This window comes from Citrobacter sp. NCU1 (assembly GCF_010231475.1).
Lineage (GTDB): Bacteria > Pseudomonadota > Gammaproteobacteria > Enterobacterales > Enterobacteriaceae > Citrobacter_D.
The window spans coordinates 178,550-199,461 of sequence record NZ_NRDO01000006.1 but is presented as its reverse complement, the minus strand read 5'-3'; the positions used below and the strand labels follow the sequence as shown (position 1 = coordinate 199,461).

The 20,912-nt window shown below is 52.0% G+C and carries 19 protein-coding genes, 1 tRNA gene and 3 pseudogenes; 11 read left to right on the top strand and 12 right to left on the bottom strand.

The annotated features are described in order from the left end of the window. Nucleotides 1–58 precede the first annotated feature (58 nt). Nucleotides 59–1,072, bottom strand: a complete 1,014-nt coding sequence (tsaD, locus tag CJP72_RS03260) for a tRNA (adenosine(37)-N6)-threonylcarbamoyltransferase complex transferase subunit TsaD (RefSeq protein WP_162379458.1) — start codon at nt 1,070–1,072, stop codon at nt 59–61. 237 nt (nt 1,073–1,309) lie between these two features. On the opposite strand from tsaD, the gene rpsU reads away from it, so the two are divergent. From rpsU to CJP72_RS03240, 4 genes are all read left to right on the top strand, one after another. After that, entirely contained in the window at nt 1,310–1,525 is a 216-nt protein-coding gene (rpsU, locus tag CJP72_RS03255) for a 30S ribosomal protein S21 (protein WP_001144069.1), read from the top strand. 115 nt (nt 1,526–1,640) lie between these two features. After that, a complete protein-coding gene (dnaG, locus tag CJP72_RS03250) occupies nt 1,641–3,386 on the top strand; it encodes a DNA primase (RefSeq protein ID WP_162379457.1) in 1,746 nt (581 codons plus the stop codon). 274 nt (nt 3,387–3,660) lie between these two features. Beyond that, nucleotides 3,661–5,508 (top strand): RNA polymerase sigma factor RpoD, encoded by a 1,848-nt coding sequence (gene rpoD, locus CJP72_RS03245; RefSeq protein ID WP_162379456.1) that lies wholly within the window; start codon nt 3,661–3,663, stop codon nt 5,506–5,508. Between the two features lie 58 nt (nt 5,509–5,566). After that, entirely contained in the window at nt 5,567–6,133 is a 567-nt protein-coding gene (locus tag CJP72_RS03240) for an NADAR family protein (RefSeq protein WP_162379455.1), read from the top strand. A gap of 42 nt (nt 6,134–6,175) precedes the next feature. Here the strand turns inward: CJP72_RS03240 and mug are convergent, their stop codons facing one another. After that, a complete protein-coding gene (mug, locus tag CJP72_RS03235; RefSeq protein ID WP_162379454.1) occupies nt 6,176–6,682 on the bottom strand; it encodes a G/U mismatch-specific DNA glycosylase in 507 nt (168 codons plus the stop codon). A gap of 126 nt (nt 6,683–6,808) precedes the next feature. Here mug and CJP72_RS03230 point away from each other — a divergent pair. Continuing rightward, a tRNA-Ile gene (locus tag CJP72_RS03230) sits at nt 6,809–6,884 on the top strand. 213 nt (nt 6,885–7,097) lie between these two features. After that, nucleotides 7,098–7,241, top strand: a complete 144-nt coding sequence (locus tag CJP72_RS25190; RefSeq protein WP_193568569.1) for a hypothetical protein — start codon at nt 7,098–7,100, stop codon at nt 7,239–7,241. 46 nt (nt 7,242–7,287) lie between these two features. Here the strand turns inward: CJP72_RS25190 and CJP72_RS03225 are convergent, their stop codons facing one another. The 6 genes and pseudogenes from CJP72_RS03225 to CJP72_RS03200 all read right to left on the bottom strand — a co-directional run bounded on the left by CJP72_RS03225 (nt 7,288) and on the right by CJP72_RS03200 (nt 10,850). Then, nucleotides 7,288–8,136 carry a DUF4062 domain-containing protein gene (locus CJP72_RS03225; protein WP_162379453.1) on the bottom strand — a complete coding sequence of 283 codons (849 nt, stop codon included), beginning with the start codon at nt 8,134–8,136 and terminating at the stop codon, nt 7,288–7,290. Between the two features lie 86 nt (nt 8,137–8,222). Next, a pseudogene (locus CJP72_RS03220) lies at nt 8,223–8,672 on the bottom strand (terminase TerL endonuclease subunit); the annotation flags it as partial. A gap of 18 nt (nt 8,673–8,690) precedes the next feature. Further along, a pseudogene (locus CJP72_RS26090) lies at nt 8,691–9,051 on the bottom strand (transposase); the annotation flags it as partial. 111 nt (nt 9,052–9,162) lie between these two features. Continuing rightward, entirely contained in the window at nt 9,163–9,441 is a 279-nt protein-coding gene (locus CJP72_RS03210) for a pentapeptide MXKDX repeat protein (protein ID WP_162379452.1), read from the bottom strand. 29 nt (nt 9,442–9,470) lie between these two features. Further along, nucleotides 9,471–10,241, bottom strand: a complete 771-nt coding sequence (locus CJP72_RS03205) for a molybdopterin-dependent oxidoreductase (RefSeq protein WP_162379451.1) — start codon at nt 10,239–10,241, stop codon at nt 9,471–9,473. 10 nt (nt 10,242–10,251) lie between these two features. Continuing rightward, nucleotides 10,252–10,850: pseudogene (locus CJP72_RS03200) on the bottom strand (cytochrome b/b6 domain-containing protein). 141 nt (nt 10,851–10,991) lie between these two features. Between CJP72_RS03200 and CJP72_RS03195 the strand changes: the two are divergent. After that, on the top strand, nt 10,992–11,714 hold the full coding sequence (locus CJP72_RS03195) for a response regulator transcription factor (protein WP_162379450.1): 723 nt from the start codon (nt 10,992–10,994) through the stop codon (nt 11,712–11,714). Further along, nucleotides 11,711–13,183 (top strand): sensor histidine kinase, encoded by a 1,473-nt coding sequence (locus tag CJP72_RS03190; RefSeq protein ID WP_162379449.1) that lies wholly within the window; start codon nt 11,711–11,713, stop codon nt 13,181–13,183. Before CJP72_RS03195 ends, CJP72_RS03190 begins: the two co-directional genes overlap by 4 nt. A 201-nt stretch (nt 13,184–13,384) precedes the next feature. Here CJP72_RS03190 and CJP72_RS03185 read toward each other — a convergent pair whose 3' ends face one another. Both CJP72_RS03185 and CJP72_RS03180 read right to left on the bottom strand, forming a co-directional pair. Further along, a complete protein-coding gene (locus CJP72_RS03185; RefSeq protein ID WP_162379448.1) occupies nt 13,385–13,708 on the bottom strand; it encodes a DUF1889 family protein in 324 nt (107 codons plus the stop codon). Between the two features lie 263 nt (nt 13,709–13,971). After that, entirely contained in the window at nt 13,972–14,754 is a 783-nt protein-coding gene (locus CJP72_RS03180; RefSeq protein WP_162379447.1) for a siderophore-interacting protein, read from the bottom strand. A gap of 237 nt (nt 14,755–14,991) precedes the next feature. Here CJP72_RS03180 and CJP72_RS03175 point away from each other — a divergent pair, with 237 nt between their 5' ends. Further along, entirely contained in the window at nt 14,992–15,675 is a 684-nt protein-coding gene (locus CJP72_RS03175) for a helix-turn-helix transcriptional regulator (protein ID WP_446714962.1), read from the top strand. An 84-nt stretch (nt 15,676–15,759) separates the two neighbouring features. On the opposite strand, the gene CJP72_RS03170 is transcribed toward CJP72_RS03175, so the two are convergent. Further along, entirely contained in the window at nt 15,760–17,280 is a 1,521-nt protein-coding gene (locus CJP72_RS03170; RefSeq protein ID WP_162379445.1) for a methyl-accepting chemotaxis protein, read from the bottom strand. Nucleotides 17,281–17,710: 430 nt separating this feature from the next. Between CJP72_RS03170 and ygjG the strand changes: the two genes are divergently transcribed. Then, nucleotides 17,711–19,090, top strand: a complete 1,380-nt coding sequence (gene ygjG, locus CJP72_RS03165; protein WP_193568567.1) for a putrescine aminotransferase — start codon at nt 17,711–17,713, stop codon at nt 19,088–19,090. Nucleotides 19,091–19,192: 102 nt separating this feature from the next. Here ygjG and CJP72_RS03160 read toward each other — a convergent pair whose 3' ends face one another. Next, nucleotides 19,193–19,525 carry a tRNA-binding protein gene (locus CJP72_RS03160; RefSeq protein ID WP_162379443.1) on the bottom strand — a complete coding sequence of 111 codons (333 nt, stop codon included), beginning with the start codon at nt 19,523–19,525 and terminating at the stop codon, nt 19,193–19,195. Nucleotides 19,526–19,742: 217 nt separating this feature from the next. Between CJP72_RS03160 and ebgR the strand changes: the two genes are divergently transcribed. Continuing rightward, nucleotides 19,743–20,726, top strand: coding sequence for a transcriptional regulator EbgR (gene ebgR, locus CJP72_RS03155; RefSeq protein ID WP_162379442.1), 984 nt, complete (start codon nt 19,743–19,745; stop codon nt 20,724–20,726). The last annotated feature ends 186 nt before the right edge of the window (nt 20,727–20,912 follow it).

Sequence of the window (20,912 nt, the reverse complement as noted above, 5' to 3'; positions counted from 1 at the left end):
GGGCTGCCGTTTTTGTTAGCCGGATAAGGCGCTTGCGCCACTATCCGGCTAACAAACATTACGCCGCAGGTAACTCCGCCAGAGGCCAGCGTGGACGCACGGTCACGCCGAGATCTGCCGTAGCTCCGGCTTTAAAACGCACCATCCCGGCATAAGCGATCATCGCGCCGTTATCCGTACAAAACTCCGGACGCGCATAAAAGACTTCGCCACGACGCTTTTGCATCATCTCGGCAAGCTTAGCGCGCAGTGTGCGGTTGGCGCTCACGCCACCCGCCATCACCAGACGTTTGAAGCCTGTCTGATCCAGTGCGCGTTTGCACTTGATCATCAACGTATCCACTACCGCATCTTCAAACGCACGGGCGATATCAGCACGGGTCTGATCGTCATCGCCATTGCTGCGAATCGTGTTAGCCGCAAAGGTCTTCAGGCCGGAAAAGCTGAAATCCAGCCCCGGACGATCGGTCATCGGGCGTGGGAACACAAAACGCCCCACAGTCCCCTGGGCCGCCATTTTCGACAACATCGGGCCGCCAGGATAATCGAGCCCCAGCAGTTTGGCAGTTTTATCAAAGGCTTCACCCGCCGCATCATCAATGGATTCGCCCAGCAGTTCGTACTGGCCGACCCCAGTCACGCTAATGAGCTGAGTGTGACCGCCAGAAACCAGCAGCGCGACAAACGGAAATTCCGGCGGATTCTCTTCCAGCATGGGTGCCAGCAGATGACCTTCCATATGATGCACAGGGATGGCAGGAACATTCCACGCAAAGGCCAGTGAACGCCCAACGGTTGCGCCGACCAGCAGCGCGCCGACCAGACCCGGTCCTGCGGTATACGCCACCGCATCAATTTCTTTCGCCGTTAAACCCGCTTCTTTCAACGCCGCCTGGATCAGCGGTACGGTTTTGCGCACGTGATCGCGCGAGGCCAGTTCAGGCACCACGCCGCCGTAGTCAGCGTGCAATTTCACCTGACTATACAATTGGTTGGCCAACAGACCCGTTTCATCGTCGTAAATGGCGATGCCGGTTTCATCGCAGGATGTCTCAATACCCAATACACGCATGACTTATTCTACCTCGCTCTATTACCGCGCAGTGTAGGACCAATGCGGGTTGATGTAAAACTTTGTTCGCCCCTGGAAGAAGCCTCGTGTATACTCCTCACCCTTATAAAAGTCCCTTTCAAAAAAGGCCGCGGTGCTTTACAAAGCAGCAGCAATTGCAGTAAAATTCCGCACCATTTTGAAATAAGCTGGCGTTGATGCCAGCGGCAAACCGAATTTATTAAAGGTGAGAGTTACATGCCGGTAATTAAAGTACGTGAAAACGAGCCGTTCGACGTAGCACTGCGTCGCTTCAAGCGTTCCTGCGAAAAAGCAGGTGTTCTGGCGGAAGTTCGTCGTCGTGAATTCTATGAAAAACCGACTACCGAACGTAAGCGCGCTAAAGCTTCCGCTGTGAAACGTCACGCGAAGAAACTGGCTCGCGAAAACGCACGCCGTACTCGTCTGTACTAAGTCTTCTGAGGGTCGCGGCCCTCAATTCAGACCGAGTTGTAGTTGTAAGGCCGTGCTTCCGAAAGGAATGCGCGGCTTATTTTCGTTTATGAGTTTTAAAAAATAAACGGGGCCTATGGCTGGACGAATCCCACGCGTATTTATCAATGACCTGCTGGCGCGCACCGACATCGTCGATCTCATCGATGCACGGGTGAAGCTAAAAAAACAGGGCAAAAATTACCATGCGTGCTGTCCGTTCCATAACGAAAAAACCCCCTCTTTCACCGTAAACGGTGAAAAACAGTTTTATCACTGCTTTGGATGTGGCGCGCACGGCAACGCCGTCGATTTTCTCATGAACTACGACAAGCTCGAGTTTGTGGAAACGGTCGAAGAGCTGGCCGCGATGCACAATCTTGAAGTGCCCTATGAAGCAGGCAACGGACCCAGTCAGATAGAGCGCCATCAACGGCAAAGCCTTTATCAATTGATGGACGGTCTGAACACATTTTATCAACAGTCTCTGATGCAACCCGCCGCTACCCCCGCGCGCCAGTATCTGGAAAAGCGAGGATTAAGTCGCGATGTGATCGCCCGGTTTGCCATTGGTTTTGCGCCCCCCGGCTGGGACAACGTCCTGAAACGGTTTGGCGACAATACTGATAATCGCAAATCGCTGGTTGATGCGGGTATGTTGGTTACCAACGATCAGGGACGCAGTTACGACCGCTTCCGCGAACGGGTGATGTTCCCCATCCGCGATAAGCGTGGACGGGTGATTGGTTTTGGTGGTCGTGTATTGGGCGATGCCCTGCCGAAATACCTGAACTCCCCGGAAACCGATATTTTTCATAAAGGTCGTCAGTTGTATGGCCTTTATGAAGCCCAGCAGGATAACGCTGACCCACAGCGCCTGTTAGTGGTGGAAGGTTATATGGATGTGGTAGCGCTGGCGCAATACGGCATTAACTACGCCGTGGCGTCTCTGGGGACATCGACCACTGCCGATCACATCCAACTGTTATTCCGTGCGACGAACAACGTCATTTGCTGTTACGACGGTGACCGTGCCGGACGCGATGCCGCATGGCGAGCGCTGGAAACCGCGCTGCCTTATATGACGGATGGTCGCCAGTTACGCTTTATGTTCTTACCTGACGGTGAAGATCCTGACACGCTGGTGCGTAAAGAAGGTAAAGAAGCGTTCGAAGCCCGGATGGAGCAGGCATTACCGCTCTCCGCGTTTTTGTTTAACAGCCTGTTGCCGCAAGTGGATTTGAGTACTCCGGACGGACGCGCCCAGCTCAGTACGCTGGCGCTGCCGTTAATCACGCAAGTGCCGGGTGAAACGCTGCGTATTTATTTGCGACAGGAACTGGGCAACAAGCTCGGCATTCTGGATGACAGCCAGCTTGAACGTTTAATGCCAAAACTGGCAGAAAATGGTGCTTCCCGGCCAGCTCCGCAGCTAAAACGCACGACCATGCGTATACTGATAGGATTACTGGTACAAAACCCAGATTTAGCACCGTTAGTGCCACCGCTGGGTGGGCTGGATCCAAAAAAATTGCCAGGACTTGGCTTATTTGTAGAACTGGTCAACACTTGTCTGTCTCAGCCAGGTCTGACCACCGGACAACTTTTAGAACATTATCGCGGCACAAATGATGCGGCGACCCTTGAAAAATTGTCGATGTGGGACGATATAGCAGATAAGGATATCGCAGAAAAAACCTTCACCGACTCACTCAACCATATGTTTGATTCGATGCTTGAGCTGCGCCAGGAAGAGTTGATAGCTCGTGAGCGCACACACGGTTTAAGCAGCGAAGAACGCCGGGAACTCTGGACGCTAAACCAGGAACTGGCCAGGAAATAAACAAAAGACAAAATCATTCACGTTGTATCAAGGTAGCTAGAGAACGAATTCCTGGGAGCGTACATCAGTACATGACCAGGATGAGAGAATGTCGCTAACACAGAGACCACGTGAAGGATGAAGTATTTAACGGCTTAAGTGCCGAATATCGTTCGGGAAGCCCCCGACAGCCGCACTGAGAGGCAGCGGCACAAATATAAGTATGCCCTCGTTTTGCCGTTGGCGGTTTAACCGCCCAACACCAATCAAACGAATTAAGTGTGGATACCGTCTTATGGAGCAAAACCCGCAGTCACAGCTGAAGCTTCTTGTCCAACGTGGTAAGGAGCAAGGCTATCTGACCTATGCCGAGGTCAATGACCATCTGCCGGAAGATATCGTCGATTCAGATCAAATCGAAGATATCATCCAAATGATCAATGACATGGGTATTCAGGTGATGGAAGAAGCACCGGATGCCGATGATCTGCTGCTTGCTGAAAACACCAACAGCACCGATGAAGACGCGGAAGAAGCTGCGGCACAGGTTCTCTCCAGCGTGGAATCTGAAATCGGTCGTACAACAGACCCGGTTCGCATGTATATGCGTGAAATGGGCACGGTTGAACTGTTAACCCGTGAAGGCGAAATCGACATCGCCAAACGTATCGAAGACGGGATAAACCAGGTTCAATGCTCCGTTGCCGAGTATCCGGAAGCCATTACCTATCTGCTTGAACAGTACGATCGCGTTGAAGCTGAAGAAGCGCGTCTGTCCGATCTGATCACCGGTTTTGTTGATCCGAACGCGGAAGAAGACCTGGCGCCTACCGCCACTCACGTCGGTTCTGAACTCTCTCAGGAAGAGCTGGATGACGACGAAGACGAAGACGAAGAAGACGGCGACGACGACAACAGCGACGACGACAACAGCATCGACCCTGAACTGGCGCGCGAAAAATTCGCGGAATTGCGTACACAATACGAAGTCACCCGCGACACCATCAAAGCGAAAGGCCGCAGCCATGCAGCTGCACAGGCTGAGATTCAGAAGCTTTCTGAAGTGTTCAAACAGTTCCGCCTGGTGCCAAAACAGTTCGACTACCTGGTAAACAGCATGCGCGTCATGATGGATCGCGTCCGTACCCAGGAACGTCTGATCATGAAGCTCTGCGTCGAGCAGTGCAAAATGCCGAAGAAAAACTTCATCACCCTGTTCACCGGCAATGAAACCAGCGAAACCTGGTTCAACGCCGCAATCGCGATGAACAAACCGTGGTCTGAAAAACTGCACGACGTGGCAGATGACGTTCACCGCGGCCTGCAGAAACTGCAGCAGATTGAAGAAGAAACTGGCCTGACTATCGAACAGGTAAAAGACATCAACCGTCGTATGTCCATCGGTGAAGCAAAAGCCCGCCGTGCGAAAAAAGAGATGGTTGAAGCGAACTTGCGTCTGGTTATCTCCATCGCCAAGAAGTACACCAACCGTGGTCTGCAGTTCCTCGATCTGATTCAGGAAGGCAACATCGGTCTGATGAAAGCGGTCGATAAGTTTGAATACCGTCGCGGTTACAAGTTCTCCACCTATGCAACCTGGTGGATCCGTCAGGCGATCACCCGTTCTATCGCGGATCAGGCGCGTACCATCCGTATCCCGGTGCATATGATTGAGACCATCAACAAGCTCAACCGTATCTCCCGCCAGATGCTGCAAGAGATGGGTCGCGAACCGACGCCGGAAGAACTGGCTGAACGCATGCTGATGCCGGAAGACAAGATCCGTAAAGTGCTGAAGATCGCGAAAGAACCTATCTCCATGGAAACGCCGATCGGCGACGATGAAGATTCGCATCTGGGTGATTTCATCGAGGATACCACCCTCGAGCTGCCGCTGGACTCTGCCACCACCGAGAGCCTGCGTGCCGCAACGCACGACGTGCTGGCTGGCCTTACCGCGCGTGAAGCGAAAGTGCTGCGTATGCGTTTCGGTATCGACATGAACACCGACCACACGCTGGAAGAAGTGGGTAAACAATTCGACGTAACCCGCGAACGTATCCGTCAGATCGAAGCGAAGGCGCTGCGTAAACTGCGTCACCCGAGCCGTTCTGAAGTGCTGCGTAGCTTCCTCGACGATTAATCGTTTTTCATTGTTCTTAAGCCCTCCTCGTGAGGGCTTTTTTACAGGAGTAACCCCCATGCAACAAGGATGCTATTCACTCCCTGCACTGGTCCGCGCGCTCGATAACAATCAGCATGTTGAATACCTGTGGTTCTGGGGACATCAACCCTCCGCCGACGGAACGATTACCGCCTCTTGTTTCAGTCAGTGGTGGCAGAATTCGCCTTTCAGTCATAACGGTGTGGTGTATGCCACGGCAGAGCACTGGATGATGGCCGGCAAAGCGCGTCTGTTTGGCGATGAGGCCATGCTGACAAAGATCCTCGCAGCGCAAACGCCCGCAGAAGCCAAAAAGCTGGGCCGCAAAGTCGCAGGATTTGACGAACGCCGCTGGCAGGAGAGCTGTTTCGAACTGGTTTGCGAGGGCAATTACCATAAGTTTAGCCAGCACCCGCCACTCAAATCATTTCTTCTCAGTACCGCCCCTCGTGTTCTGGTGGAAGCCAGTCCGGTCGATAAAATCTGGGGGATTGGTTTAGCAAAAGATCATCCGGATGCCGCAACCCCGTCGCGCTGGCAGGGTGACAATCTGTTGGGATTCGCCCTCATGGAAGTCAGGGATCGCCTGGCGAAAGAGTCATGATTCAACTTAACCCCGGCTTGCGTCGGGGTTTTCACGTCATACTTAACGTCCGTGCCCCCTCAGCGCCTCATCCAGCTCCCGATAGGCTTCGACCAGCTTATCAAGTGTGATCCGACTTAGCCCGCTGGTATTCGGTAACACCCATATCTGGGTCGTGCCAATACTCATCGCCTGTTTGCCCCACTGTACGCCACGCTGGCTAAATCCCTGTTCAAAAGCCTGCTTACCAAGAATTGCCAGCGCCTGTGGCTGATAACGCTCGATCTTCTCAATCAGGTTGCGACCGCCGCTGTGCAACTCCTCTCGCGAGACTTCATTCGCTTGTACCGTCGGTCTGTCGACTAGTTTGGTCACGCCGCAACGGAAATCCAGCAGGTGTTGCGCCTCCTCCGGTTTGAGTTGGCGATCGGTAAACCCGGCCTGGTGAATCACCTTCCAGAAACGGTTAGCAGGATGCGCAAAGGGAAACCCCGTCCCCGAAGAAGACAGTCCTGGGTTGATGCCGCAAAACACGACACGAAGCCCCAACGCCATTATGTCCTTAACCATGATATCTCTCCAGGCAATACAATAGAGGGGAAGTATAACGAATTGAAAATACGTTGTTTATAAAAACAGCATATGTACGGTTATGGCTGGATTGCCGCACAGAGTTACTTTATAATCCCTCGCCACGGCCCCTTAGCTCAGTGGTTAGAGCAGGCGACTCATAATCGCTTGGTCGCTGGTTCAAGTCCAGCAGGGGCCACCAAATTTCAAAGAGTTACGTGAAAAACCAAGTTTCGTACTTTTCTAGGATACTCATAGGATACCTTGGAAAAGTATTAGTAAGTAAGAATTGGCGTATGCCTACAGTACAGTTGGGTCGTAGCAGCCGTTCATCTGCGAACAAGAAAGTGCTACGGGTCTGAACTTTTGCCCCCAACTCTTCATGAGACCGGCAAAGACCCCGACGGAGGTGTCAATGGATACTTTTGAAAAGGGCTCAGACCTGCTGTCAGCACGTGTGATTGCCGTTACCGGTTTAATTACGGTACTCGCCAACATCGGTCTAGGCCCATTTGTCGCAGTACTAGTGTGCGTTGCTTTGATTTTTTTATTGAAGTAACGGCAGCGTAACAAGCCCGGCCCGGCGAAAGCCGGGCCTCCCATACTCAGACTATTTCATCCTCACTTAACATTTGTGGCGGCAGATCCAAAAGCTCTGATACTTCGTTCAGTCTCTTCTTAGAAAACATCCACGCTTTCCCCCCCCAACGAACAGAGATCCATTTCCCACCCAAGCCTTTTAGCTCTTGTGCATGGTCACTTGTATCTCCTATCACTACAAATGCTTTGTCGGTGTAATCAATTAAGCGAATATCACTACTGATGATAGGATTTTTTACTTCAGCTTTTACATTTGGATTTGCCAAAGCTGGTTGATTTCCATAAATTTGTTCATCTTCGTGGCTTTTGGCCGCCTTGACAGCTCTAACGTCCACAACTGTGTTAACTGAAACTTCTCGCAAAACGATTGTTAACTGACGCGATAGCTTCACTTTAAGCTCATCAACATTCGTATATTGTTCTTGTATCCCTTTGTCTCTGATGCTTTTTTTAAATTCTTTTAATTTTTCAAGTTGTTGAGTATCAATAAGATCGAGATCCACTTGTTTTTTTGAATAGTAAAGCATCACTGGTTTTTGTTGTTTCAAAAACCACTTAATCTCCTCAACGGTACCACTTTCTTCAACACCTGTTGGAGACCCTAAACGAGTCCAAAAAGCACCAATTAACATGTCGCAGTTTCTAACCACCTGATTGTTAATAATGCCCTGCGGCCTATCTCCCATTACTGGAGCACTGTGGGACTCCCACCTTACCGGTAACAATACAAAACCAGTCGTTTGTGAATTTAAGGCATTCCATTCATAAAGGCTCTCTGTAATAGCTTCTCTTTCTTCAGGTACATCCGATGGTGATGCAATTAGCACATTCAACACAGTTGCTGAAAATGACATTTTAATTTCCTCATCGATCTAAATATGCAGTAACGAGTAACGTTTTTACATTCATGCTTTCCGTTTAAATTAACATCAAATGCATTCTATATACCATTGAACTTCAACAATCTTTCTTTGTGAGACATACTCATATCATAAGCAAAATCCTCATGCTCAGCCTGGAAGGTACCGAATGCCATAAGTACAGAAACAGCCGGGTCTATCTTGTTTGAGGATTTCTTTTTGTTGGGCTTGATGTTGGCATTGGCGTCAAATCCCATCACTACGTTACCAATAGCCTAGGCCAGAACCGGATCGCCACGATGGCGCACCACCTTGCGGTTAACGAATACTTCAAAGGATTTCGCTACCGGGCTGAATTTCAGGTAGGTTTGCGGGAACGGCTCCACATCAAGGCCCGCTCCCTGCAACTGGGTACGTAAGTGCGTGGCGTTCCACGTATCGAAGCCCACCAGCCGGATATTGAATATTTCAGCATCCCGCAGAATATCGTCACGGATACGGTCATAGTCGATACAGTCGCCGGGAGTGGTATGGTCTTACCCAGCCATAGTGGACACGCTGAACGCATATAAATCGTCAATCTCCTGGCTGATGTCCTGGGAGTTCATATCCAGCGCGAACAGGTAAATGATCTTGCATTCGATCTCATCAGGCAGCGTGGTCTGATGCTTTTTCACTCACTGGGGTTCAACAGTGCCATTACGATCGCGCGGCGTCACCAGTTGGAAGCTGCCGGTTAGCGCTTTAATGGTCTTTTTACGGTTGGCTTTCACATTCTGAGACAGATGGGGGTCACGTTCAGCAACCTGAGCCCTCTGGAATAAAGTCGTTGAATACCGTCTTTGCCGGTTAATGCCTGCCGGACTGGAGTGCCTTGAGCACTTTGTCAAAATCGAAGGGTTGGGACATGTGTCATTCCTTTTTTATATGTTACTGGAATAACACAGAATTTCTAAAACGCCCGAATCTTACAACATATACCAGGCAGCACTCACTGCACTGCCTGGCATCCTGCTTAGCTTATTGACCCATGGTGTCTTTTTTGCCCATCTCGTCCTTTTTCATGTTGTCCATTTTGCCCATCTCATCCTTTTTCATATTGTCCATTTTGCCCATTTGGTCTTTCCCCATGTGATCCTTGCTCATGGCATCTTTGCACTTGCTGTCTTTGCACATACTGTCATGCGGTTTGGACATGGTGTCTTTCGCCATACTGTCTTTGCTCATGGAGTCTGCTGCCTGCACGTTGGCCATAAACAGAGCAGAAAGCACAGTAGCCGCGATAATCATCTTTTTCATGGTGTTGCCTCGTTGTTTACGTTGTTGTATTAACTGCCACCAAACCAGTTGTAACCCTGATCTTCCCAGTAACCGCCCGGGAAACGATTGGTGATTTCAATAACCTGAATATGCTTGGGATTTTTGTATCCCAGCTTGGTTGGGATGCGTAACTTCATGGGATAGCCATATTCCGGGGGAAGGATCTGGTTGTCCCACGTCAGCGCCAGCAGCGTCTGCGGATGCAGCGCGGTGGCCATATCAATGCTGGTGTAGTACTCGTCCGCACAGCGGAAGCTGACGTATTTAGCGCGCATATCGGCACCAATCAGCGTCAAAAAATGGCGAAACGGTACACCACCCCATTTGCCGATAGCGCTCCATCCTTCAACGCAAATATGACGGGTAATCTGATTCACCTGCTGCATACGATACAGTTCAGACAGGCTCCAGCGGCGGGTGTCGCGCACCAGCCCACGGATCTCCAGTTGGTAATCGCGGCCATCAATCTGCGGGATATCTTCCCGCCCGTAGAAGGCGTTAAACGGGAAGGCGCGGGAAATATCAGCGGATGTGTATTCCTGTGCCAGATTGCGGTCGCTAAACAGAAAACCCTGTACCCGGTCGTTAAAGCGAGACATCCGTGACAATACGTTTTCCACATCCGCATTATCGGAGATGTCACAACCGGTCAGCATCATAATGCCGCCGAGCGTCAGTCCCTGGCGTAGCAAACGACGGCGCTCCGGGCTCAGTAATTTTTCGGCATCCCTGACCAGATCCCGGGCATCGCTGTCGGAGAGAAAACGTGTCTTTTTCATGAATAGTTCCTTAGCGTCCACGCAGCATAGCCAGCAGTGTGCGCGGTACCAGCAGTACCATCAGCAGATGAATGACAGCAAACAGCGCCATTGCGCTCATACAGAAAAAGTGGATATAGCGTGCTGCTTCGTAGCCGCCGAGCAGCGTACTGAGCAACGGAAACTGCACGGGTTTCCACAGCACCAGGCCAGAAAACAGCAGGCCAATACCGTCAATGAGGATCAGCAAATAGGCGATTTTTTGCACCATGTTGTACTGGCGCAGGTCTGCGTGCTGTAGCTTGCCGCGCAGCGCCTGGGAAAGCGTCTCTTTCAACGAACACCATGACAGCGGGAAAAATTTGCGCCTAAAGCGCCCACTCACCCCCCCAGCGAGAAATAGACGGCGCCGTTGATAATCAGTACCCACATCAGGGCGAAATGCCATTGCAATGCGCCGCCGAGCCAGCCGCCCAGGGTGAACTGCGCCGGAAAGGTAAAAGGAAATAAGGGAGAGGCGTTATAGATGCGCCAGCCGCTAAACAGCATGCCCGCAATGGCCACGGCATTAACCCAGTGACAACAGCGCAGCCACAGCGGGTGTACCGGTTCTGAAGATGATGATTGCATGGTGCGCTCTCCGTGAAAAACATGAGCGCATCATGGCGGTTTTATGATCACCACATCCTCACGGAAGTTTAAATAAAATGTGATAACTTGCCGCGCCCACCTGCGGTAAGCTTTTATTAAAGACATCGTGGGTGAATAGCTATGAGTGACGCAAAGAAAATACTGCTGGTGGAAGATGATCGCGATATCGCCACGTTGCTGCAATTGAATCTGCGGGATGAGGGGTATCACATTACCCATGAAGCCGACGGTGCGCAGGCCCTGACGTTACTCGAGAAACAGGTTTGGGATGCGGTGATCCTCGACCTGATGCTGCCCAATGTCGATGGTCTGGAGATTTGCCGTCGCATCCGTCAGATGGCTCGCTACCTGCCTGTTATCATCATCAGCGCCCGTACCAGTGAAACTCACCGCGTGCTGGGGCTGGAAATGGGCGCGGATGATTACCTGCCGAAACCCTTTTCAGTGCTCGAGCTTGTTGCCCGCGTTAAAGCGCTGTTTCGCCGCCAGGAAGCGATGGGGAAAAATATCCGCCTGGAAAGCGGTATGCTCGCATGTCATGGCCTGGCGCTTGACCCACTGGCGCGCGAGGTGCGTCTACGCGGTGAGCTGGTCGATCTCACCCCACGTGAGTTTGACCTGCTGTACTGGTTCGCCCGTCACCCCGGCGAAGTCTTTTCCCGCCTGTCGCTGCTGGACAATGTCTGGGGCTATCAACATGAGGGGTACGAGCATACGGTGAATACACACATTAACCGCCTGCGTATCAAAATTGAGCGTGACGCCGCCGAGCCAGAGATAATCCTTACGGTCTGGGGCAAGGGGTATAAATTCGCCGTCGACAAAGCGGGGCCGCAGCCATGATTCGCCGCCTGACGTTGAGCCAGCGACTAACGCTGGTGTTTACCGCTATTTTGCTGCTCTGCGCCGTCGCAGCGTGCGGTGTTCAGCTTTACAGCAGCAACCAGTATGGCAATGCGATGGTACAGCGTTTATCGGCCGGGCTGGCGCAGCAAATCGTCATCAGCGAACCGCTGCTGGACAACGATGGGCAGGTTAACCGCGACACGTTGAAAACCCTGTTTGACCGGTTGATGACACTGAATCCCAGCGTGGAACTCTATCTGATTTCGCCGGAGGGAGAGTTACTGGCTGATGCTGCGCCGCCAGGGCACCTGAAACGCCAGCAGGTCGATGTCGCGCCGCTGCAAAAGTTTCTCGCCAGTAACGCCTGGCCTATTTACGGTGATGATCCACGAAGCGCTGATAAGCAAAAAGTGTTCAGCGTGGCGCCAATTCGTCTGGACGGCGAGTTGCGCGGGTATCTGTATATCATTTTGCAGGGCGAAGAGCTAAATGCTCTCGCCGATACGGCGTGGCAAAAGACACTGTGGAATGCCTTATTCTGGTCGCTACTCCTCGTGACCCTGTTTGGTCTGTTGGCGGGAATGCTGGTCTGGTATTGGGTTACGCGCCCGGTAAAACAGCTGACGGCGGATGTCAGCAGGATAGAGCAAGACAGCATGAGCGCCATCAAACAACTGGCACTGCAGGAGCCGGATCCGCAGCCGGGTAATGAGGTGGCAGTGTTGCGTAATACCTTTATTGAGCTGGCGCGTAAAATTGCCTGTCAGTGGGATCAACTGTCCGATAGCGATCGGCAGCGCCGTGAGTTTATCGCCAATATCTCCCACGATCTGCGTACGCCATTGACCTCGCTCCTCGGGTATCTGGAAACGCTGTCAATGAAAGCGGATGCGCTGTCGCCGGAGGACAACCGTCAGTATCTGGCAATAGCCCTGCGCCAGGGGCATAAGGTGAGACATTTATCCCAGCAACTTTTTGAACTGGCGCGCCTTGAGCATGGCGGTATCAAACCCCAACTGGAGCGTTTTGCCATTGGCGAACTGATTCAGGATGTGGCGCAAAAGTTCGACCTGTCGATAGAAACCCGGCAACTGCACCTACAGGTCGATATGCCCCTCTCCCTGCCACTGATCAACGCTGACGTCTCAATGATCGAACGCGTCGTCACGAATTTACTGGATAACGCCGTACGCCACACACCGCAAGGAGGCACTATCCGGCTGAAAGTATGGCAAGAAAATGCGCAGTTGCAGGTCGAGGTGGCCGACAGCGGGCCGGGGGTGGAAGAGGAAATGCGCGAGCAACTGTTCCAGCGACCCTCGGCGCTCAGCCAAAAAGCGTCGCGCGAGGCGCGGGGCGGATTGGGCCTGCTTATCGTGCGCCGGATGCTGGAGCTACATGGCGGCGGCATCCGCCTGATGGACGCTGCACCCGGTGCCTGTTTTCGTTTTTTTGTGCCTTTATGACGTCGGAAAGAGTGCCGTGCGCTGGATTTTCGCGAGGTGTTTCTGCACCAGACTTTCGCGACCTCACGAAAGCGCATGACCATCGTTTCCTTTCTGATGGGTCATACAGACATTGAAATCGGAGAACTGCGCGAAGAACTGGATGCTCCCACATCGGAGGCGAGAGCATCGGGAAAAGTTGATTTTTGGAGTGGGTTCAGCCTATACCAGCGCCTGCAGTTGCTCACGCATATAGGAAGAAAAATATTCAGGGTTTTTGATCAGTACACGCTCTCCTGACGCAATTTTTTCAGCCCATCCAGCCACTTTCTTAGTGAATTCGGCGTTCCACCCCTCCTGTTCGCCTCGTGCAGTAATCTCGGCCGCGCTGGCTGGCACACCTAACTCATTCAAATATTTTAAAATTCCCTTAGTGGTACTTTCATCCATTGAGTCTGGAGCGGCGACGGATGTATTCATACCGTTAATAAAATCCAGTGCTTTCTCAATTGCTGTTGGCATGCTCTTATCCTTAAAATTAACCACGTGAAATTCACATCTACACTATGACCTTAAACCGATCGTAATATCAAAGAAATCATTAAAATTATGTCGGTTTACGCCGTTCATTCCTTGGTTTCTGTTTTATTGGTGCGAAACGGTACTCGTGCTCTGGTGATGCCGTTTCTAAGCCGATAGCACCAACGTAACACACGTGCGAATTGTCAATCTGTCCGTGGCCTGCACATCAACAGCCCCTTATTGCGATCACGCCTGGCTAGGGGAACAGTGGTGTTATGACTGATGAGTTAATCGAGCGATGGCTTGTTGTGCCAGTAGGCCACCGCTCGCACCCGACGAGGATCAAACGCCCTGCCCTCGAACCGTTGACTGAGGTCTTTGACAACCGCCCCTTCCCCGGTGATCCAGATGAAATAATCATCTACAGGAATCGAAAGCTGGGATAATCGCGCATCCACCACCTGCTCGTCCTGCCCTACAAACCACTCGATCGCAAATCCATCAAGATGGGAGAGGTAATCCTGATACGCCGCGTTCTGCACGCTGACCAACGCCGTGATATTTGGGCGCACCGTCAGACGACTGATCGCCTCCAGGCGGCGGCGCAATGCCGGCATTCCCGATTCATCACAGACATACACCTGGTACGCGTAATCTTCTGGCACCACCAGCGAACCGCGCGGCCCGCCAATCGTGAGCGCGTCCCCCTCGCGGGCCTGCTTCGCCCAGGTGCTCGCCACCCCGCCATCATGGAGATAAAAATCCAGCGCCAGTTCATGGCGCGCCTCGTCGTACAACGGTGTGTAATCACGCGTTGTCGGACGAACGCCATCTGCCCAGACGATACCTTCGTCAGTCACCGTCGGCGGCACAAAGCGGCTGCCCGGCGCCGGGAAAAAGACCTTGGTATGATCGTCAAAGCCCTGCGAGCTAAAGCCTTCCAGAGCATCACCACCCAGCACAATACGCTGAAAACCCGCGCTTATCCGTTCAACACGCAGGACGGTCAGTTCGCGAAAGCGCAGTTCATTACGAACGCGTTGCGGGTAGGGGGAGGTTTTATTTGTCATTCTTTTCGCCTTCGTGAGTGTATTACGATATATCTAAATCAACTATCGCAAATGATAATGATTGTTAACTGGAGATATTGCAAGATTTTTTTGATATACCTCCCGCACTCCACTCCAGCATTACAATAAACATAAATATCAATAAATTCATTAAATTAGAAGCGATTCATTTGACAGGCTTGCATAACATGAAAATTTAGATATAAATTAGATATATCTAAACAACATCAGGAGATGATCATGCGACACCCACATGAGGGTTGCTGTAAAGGCGAAGGACACCAGCACGAAGGCTGCCATCACGAACATCAACAAGAGGGCTGCTGTAAAGGCGAAGGACACCAGCACGAAGGCTGCCATCACGAACATCCTCAAGAAGGCTGTTGTAAGGGTGAAGGACATCACGGCCATGAACATGGCTGCGGGCATCGCCACGGTCGGGGTGGAGGCGGACGCCGCCAGCGATTTTTCGGCCACGGTGAGTTACGTCTGGTGATTATGGATATCCTGACCCGCGACGCGAGCCACGGCTATGAACTCATCAAAGCCATTGAAACGCTGACACAGGGTAACTACACCCCCAGTCCGGGTGTGATTTATCCGACGCTGGATTTCCTGCAAGATCAGGAATTTATCAGCATCAGCGAAGAAGAAGGCAGCAGAAAGAAGATAACCATCACCCAGACCGGACAACAGTGGCTGGATGAAAACAATGAACAACTCGCGCGCATTCAGGAACGCGTAAAAGCACGCTGTGTGGGTTTCGAATTACGTAAAAATCCGCAGATGAAGCGGGCGCTGGATAACTTCAAAGCCGTGCTGGACCTGCGGGTGAATCAGGGCGATATCAGTGAAGCACAGATCAAAAAAATCATTGGCGTAATTGACCGCGCAGCGCTGGATATCACCCAACTCGATTAAGCGGGTTACGTCTCCATTCCGCTGACTGCGTCCCTGCCCCCGCCTCCCAATGGAGGTGAGAGAAACCACTTCAGGGACGCGGACTCAGTGCAGAACCGTGACGGCATCTTCCAGTCGGCTGGCGCGATGTTTTACCATTGCTGAAACTCTGGCGCTTTCTTCCACCAGTTCGGCATTCTTATGCGTGATGTTGTTCAACTCATCCACCGCCAGCGTCAGGCTGGAAAGCCCGTCTGACTGCTCCAGCGTCGAATGACTGATTTGGGCGATAAGTTGGGTCACATTTTGTACCTGCGCTACAATGTCATCCATCGTTCTCCCCGCCGCATGAACCTGCTCTGAACCCGACTGCACCCGGGAAGCACTGGCATCAATTAGCTTACGAATATCATTCGCCGCACTGGCGCTTCGGCTGGCAAGGTGGCGAACCTCCCCCGCGACGACGGCAAACCCTTTACCTTGTTCACCCGCTCGCGCGGCCTCGACGGCGGCATTCAGCGCCAGAATATTGGTCTGAAACGCGATATCGTTAATGAGTGCGGTGATCGTGCCGATCCGTTGCGTGCTGTCGGCAATGTCATCCATCGTTTTGATGACAGTCTCCATCGCTTCCCCACCCTGAGTTGCCGCACCGCTGGCCGCGATGGAAAGTTTGTCGGCAGCCGATGCCGTGGCGGTATTTTTCTTCACCGACTCCGCCATCTGGTTCATGGTCGTTACGGTTTGCTGCACATTTTCCACCGTCTGGCGGGTATGTTTGTTCAGATCGTCGTTCCCTTTCGCCAGGGTTTCGCTGCCATTTCTGACGCTGGAGACCTGACTTGAGACATCATTGATAAGCCAGCGGCACATCAACCCGAGCTGACCCACGGCCCGCAGCGTCAACCCCAACTCGTCGCTGCGATTCAGATGCGTCACACTGTTACGATCCCCTGTTGCCACCTTCAATGCCTGGCGGGCCACATTTTCAATCGGACGTACAATTTGCCACTCAAACATCGCCGTCCCCAACAGCATGGCCAGCGCGCTGATCATGAGCGATGTTACAGAGGCATTCTGCTGCATCAGACTCGTTGCCAGTACAGCGAAGATGAATGCCATTACACAACGCACCCGCCAGCGAATGGGAAGTGCCGGAAGTTTACCTAACCACCCCTTGCGCACCACCAGCCCTTTGTAGAGGCGTTTACGACAACGTCCTTCATTCAGGGCCTGATACAACGGCTCAACCGCCGCAATTTCATCTTCCGTCGCGCGGATACGAATGGACATATACCCGGTTACTTTTCCCTCACGAACCATCGGCACCGCATTGGCGCGGATCCAGTAGTGATCGCCATTCTTGCAGCGATTTTTCACGATGCCGCTCCACGGTTCCCCTTGCTGCAGGGTGTACCACATATCCGCAAATGCCGCTTTCGGCATATCAGGGTGACGCACAAGATTATGCGGCTGCGCCTGGAGTTCGCTCAACGAATAGCCGCTCACCTGCACGAAGGTGTCATTCGCATGCGTGATATAGCTGTGTAAGTCAGTCGTGGACATGAGGGTCGTATCGTCGTCCAGCACAATGCTTTTCTGGCTGACGTAGAGATGAGAAGACATGATCGCGTCCTATGCAGGTTATTTTGGTGTTAACTTTTCTGTCAGATGTTATTTCGGCGCTAATCGATTTATCTTTAGTTGTTAAAATTGATTTGGATCGCAATTTGCGATTAAACCTCAATATTTGTACGCAATCTAATCCATTGATTTAAAATACTTTCATTGTGTAACTATCAAGACACACTGAATCCTCTGCCCTGGTTCTGGGCATTTTTTGCACTTTTTTGGGGCGCCTGGCGGGTAAAAAGAGACGCGTCAACGTACGTTAAGTCGGTTATGCCGTCTCGATTGTTAACAAATAAGATTAAATGTTGCACAAATGCGATTATTCCTGGTGTTTATCCCGATTTTCGTGAACGCCTTCGGGATGGCGCAATCCCTGCAATACTTAAATCGGTATCATGTGATACGCGATCCCCGGGAGCACATTTTGAACAGGTTACCTTCCAGCGCCTCAGCGTTAGCCTGCAGCGCGCACGCACTGAATCTCATCGAGAAGCAAACGCTTGATCATGAGGAAATGAAAGCACTGAACCGAGAGGTGATTGAGTATTTCAAAGAGCACGTCAATCCGGGATTTTTAGAGTACCGAAAATCAGTGACTGCTGGCGGGGATTACGGAGCCGTAGAGTGGCAAGCAGGAGGTTTGAATACGCTTGTCGACACTCAGGGACAAGAGTTTGTTGATTGCCTGGGTGGTTTTGGAATTTTCAACGTGGGGCACCGTAATCCAGTTGTGGTTTCCGCCGTACAGAATCAGCTCGCGAAACAACCTTTACATAGTCAGGAATTACTTGACCCGCTTCGTGCCATGCTGGCGAAAACACTCGCCGCTCTGGCGCCCGGTAAACTGAAATACAGCTTCTTCTGTAACAGTGGGACAGAGTCTGTGGAGGCCGCGCTGAAACTGGCGAAGGCATATCAGTCACCGCGGGGCAAATATACCTTCATCGCCACCAGCGGCGCGTTCCACGGGAAATCGCTGGGTGCGCTTTCCGCCACGGCAAAATCCACCTTCCGTAAACCGTTTATGCCGCTGCTTCCGGGGTTCCGTCATGTGCCTTTTGGTAATGTTGAGGCCATGCGTACCGCGCTGAGCGAGTGTAAAAAAACCGGTGACGATGTGGCCGCCGTCATTCTGGAACCTATCCAGGGCGAAGGCGGGGTGATCCTGCCGCCGCCGGGGTATCTGACCGCCGTGCGTAAACTCTGCGATGAGTTTGGCGCGCTGATGATTCTGGATGAAGTGCAGACCGGTATGGGACGCACGGGCAAAATGTTCGCCTGCGAGCATGAGAATGTGCAGCCCGACATTCTGTGCCTGGCAAAAGCGCTGGGAGGCGGCGTGATGCCGATTGGCGCCACGATCGCAACCGAAGAAGTGTTCTCGGTGTTGTTCGACAACCCCTTCCTGCATACCACGACGTTTGGCGGTAACCCGCTGGCCTGTGCGGCAGCGTTGGCCACCATTAACGTGCTGTTAGAGCAGAACTTACCGGCTCAGGCGGAACAGAAAGGCGACATTCTGCTGGACGGTTTCCGCCAGTTGGGTCGGGAATATCCGGACCTGATCCAGGAAGCGCGCGGGAAAGGGATGCTGATGGCGATTGAGTTTGTCGATAACGAGATCGGCTACAACTTTGCCAGCGAGATGTTCCGCCAGCGCGTGCTGGTTGCCGGCACGCTCAACAACGCGAAAACGATTCGTATCGAACCTCCGCTCACGCTGACCATTGAACAGTGTGAACTGGTACTAAAAGCGACTCGCAAGGCGTTGGCTTCAATGCGAGTCAGCGTGGAGCAAGTGTGACAGATGCCGGATGGCGGCGACGTTCTGATTCGGCTTACGAATGCACCACACCGTAAGCTGGATAAGATACGTTAGTCTCGCCATCCGGCCTGGTCACGCCACTTACACAATCCGAACACCGGCGGGCATCACACGTTCCGGTGTTAACAGGACGCTTTCGCTACCATCGTCGGTTTCGGCGCACAGCAACATACACTCCGAAGTTTCGCCGCGCATTTTCGCTTTGGCGAGATTACACAGCACCACGACCGTTTTTCCTGCCAGCTCTTCCTCACTGTAGTAAGGCACCAGGCTGGTGACGGTTTGCAATATTCGCCCGCCGACATCGACCTGAACGATATACAGCTTATCGGCGTTTTCATGGCGCTTAACCTGAGCAATTTTTCCGACACGCATTTCCAGCCGGGCGAACTCTTCAAATGCAACAGTCTCCATTTTCCCTCCATTAGTAAAAGTTTACTAAATCATAGCAAAATATTTTCCTTTCGCGGCACGTCAAAAAGGGAAAATGACGCGCTTATCACACTCTGAAAGCGAGGATTTACCCTGAGACAGTCAAATAAACACGCTTTATTTACTGAAAAAAGATGAATAGATAAGCGCTTCCTTTACAATGAAAACGCTACTCAGGGAAAAGTCGAAAAAGGTAATTATGGCAACACTTAAAGATATCGCACTCGAAGCTGGCGTATCCCTGGCGACCGTGTCGCGGGTTTTAAACGATGACCCCACGCTGAATGTCAAAGAAGAGACCAAGCATCGCATTCTGGAGGCTGCGGAGAAGCTGGAGTATAAAACCAGCAGCGCCCGTAAGAGCCAGTCCGCCTCGGTGAGTCTGCAACATATTCTGGCGATCTACAGCTATCAGCAGGAGCTGGAGATTAACGATCCTTACTATCTCGCGATCCGTCACGGGATTGAAACACAATGCGAAAAACTCGGGATCGAGCTGACCAACTGTTATGAGCACAGCGGGTTGCCGGAAATCAGGAACATCACGGGCATTTTGATCGTCGGTAAACCGTCAGGCGAACTGCGCGACGCGGCGATCGCACTGACTGACAATATCTGCTTTATCGACTTTCATGAATCCGGCAGCGAGTATGACGCCATTGATATCGATTTGGCGCGAATCAGTAAAGAAATCATCGACTTTTTCATCGCCCAGGGCATGAACCGTATCGGCTTTATTGGCGGGGAAGATGAGCCTGGCAAAGCAGATATCCGCGAAGTCGCATTTGTGGAATATGGCCGTCTGAAGAAGGTTGTCCGTGAAGAGGATATCTGGCGCGGGGGTTTCTCCAGTTCATCGGGGTATAAGCTGGCAAAACAGATGCTCACCACAGACGATTTCCCCAGTGCGCTGTTTGTTGCATCCGACTCTATCGCCATTGGCGTTTTGCGTGCCATCCATGAGCGCGGGCTGGAGATCCCCCGCGACATTTCACTGATTAGCGTCAATGACATCCCGACCGCGCGATTTACCTTTCCTCCACTTTCCACCGTGCGGATCCACTCTGAAATGATGGGTAGCCAGGGCGTCAACCTGTTGTATGAAAAAGCCCGCGACGGGCGCGCGCTCCCGCTTTTAGTCTTCGTTCCCAGCAAGTTAAAGCTGCGCGGCACCACCCGCTAATTCCCCTTTTCTCCCGTCCGGCGACTCAGCACGCCGGGCGCGCATTTTCATTCATCCGCAGTCCGCTTACACACTGGTTTTGTGATCAAGTTAAAGTTAATCATCTTTACCGCTATATTTTAGTAAAACTTTTACTAAAATCACCTCCAATAACACTTACTCACCATCGACATGCATGGTTCCGAT

Bases quoted from the DNA above. Each gene is read 5' to 3' on its own strand.
- ebgR (WP_162379442.1), top strand. From the start codon at position 19,743: ATGGCAACACTTAAAGATATCGCACTCGAAGCTGGCGTATCCCTGGCG.
- tsaD (WP_162379458.1), bottom strand. From the start codon at position 1,072: ATGCGTGTATTGGGTATTGAGACATCCTGCGATGAAACCGGCATCGCC.
- CJP72_RS03170 (WP_162379445.1), bottom strand. From the start codon at position 17,280: ATGTCTTCTCATCTCTACGTCAGCCAGAAAAGCATTGTGCTGGACGAC.
- dnaG (WP_162379457.1), top strand. From the start codon at position 1,641: ATGGCTGGACGAATCCCACGCGTATTTATCAATGACCTGCTGGCGCGC.
- CJP72_RS03210 (WP_162379452.1), bottom strand. From the start codon at position 9,441: ATGAAAAAGATGATTATCGCGGCTACTGTGCTTTCTGCTCTGTTTATG.
- mug (WP_162379454.1), bottom strand. From the start codon at position 6,682: ATGGTTAAGGACATAATGGCGTTGGGGCTTCGTGTCGTGTTTTGCGGC.
- rpsU (WP_001144069.1), top strand. From the start codon at position 1,310: ATGCCGGTAATTAAAGTACGTGAAAACGAGCCGTTCGACGTAGCACTG.
- CJP72_RS25190 (WP_193568569.1), top strand. From the start codon at position 7,098: ATGGATACTTTTGAAAAGGGCTCAGACCTGCTGTCAGCACGTGTGATT.
- CJP72_RS03205 (WP_162379451.1), bottom strand. From the start codon at position 10,241: ATGAAAAAGACACGTTTTCTCTCCGACAGCGATGCCCGGGATCTGGTC.
- CJP72_RS03190 (WP_162379449.1), top strand. From the start codon at position 11,711: ATGATTCGCCGCCTGACGTTGAGCCAGCGACTAACGCTGGTGTTTACC.
- CJP72_RS03240 (WP_162379455.1), top strand. From the start codon at position 5,567: ATGCAACAAGGATGCTATTCACTCCCTGCACTGGTCCGCGCGCTCGAT.
- CJP72_RS03160 (WP_162379443.1), bottom strand. From the start codon at position 19,525: ATGGAGACTGTTGCATTTGAAGAGTTCGCCCGGCTGGAAATGCGTGTC.
- CJP72_RS03195 (WP_162379450.1), top strand. From the start codon at position 10,992: ATGAGTGACGCAAAGAAAATACTGCTGGTGGAAGATGATCGCGATATC.
- CJP72_RS03225 (WP_162379453.1), bottom strand. From the start codon at position 8,136: ATGTCATTTTCAGCAACTGTGTTGAATGTGCTAATTGCATCACCATCG.
- rpoD (WP_162379456.1), top strand. From the start codon at position 3,661: ATGGAGCAAAACCCGCAGTCACAGCTGAAGCTTCTTGTCCAACGTGGT.
- CJP72_RS03180 (WP_162379447.1), bottom strand. From the start codon at position 14,754: ATGACAAATAAAACCTCCCCCTACCCGCAACGCGTTCGTAATGAACTG.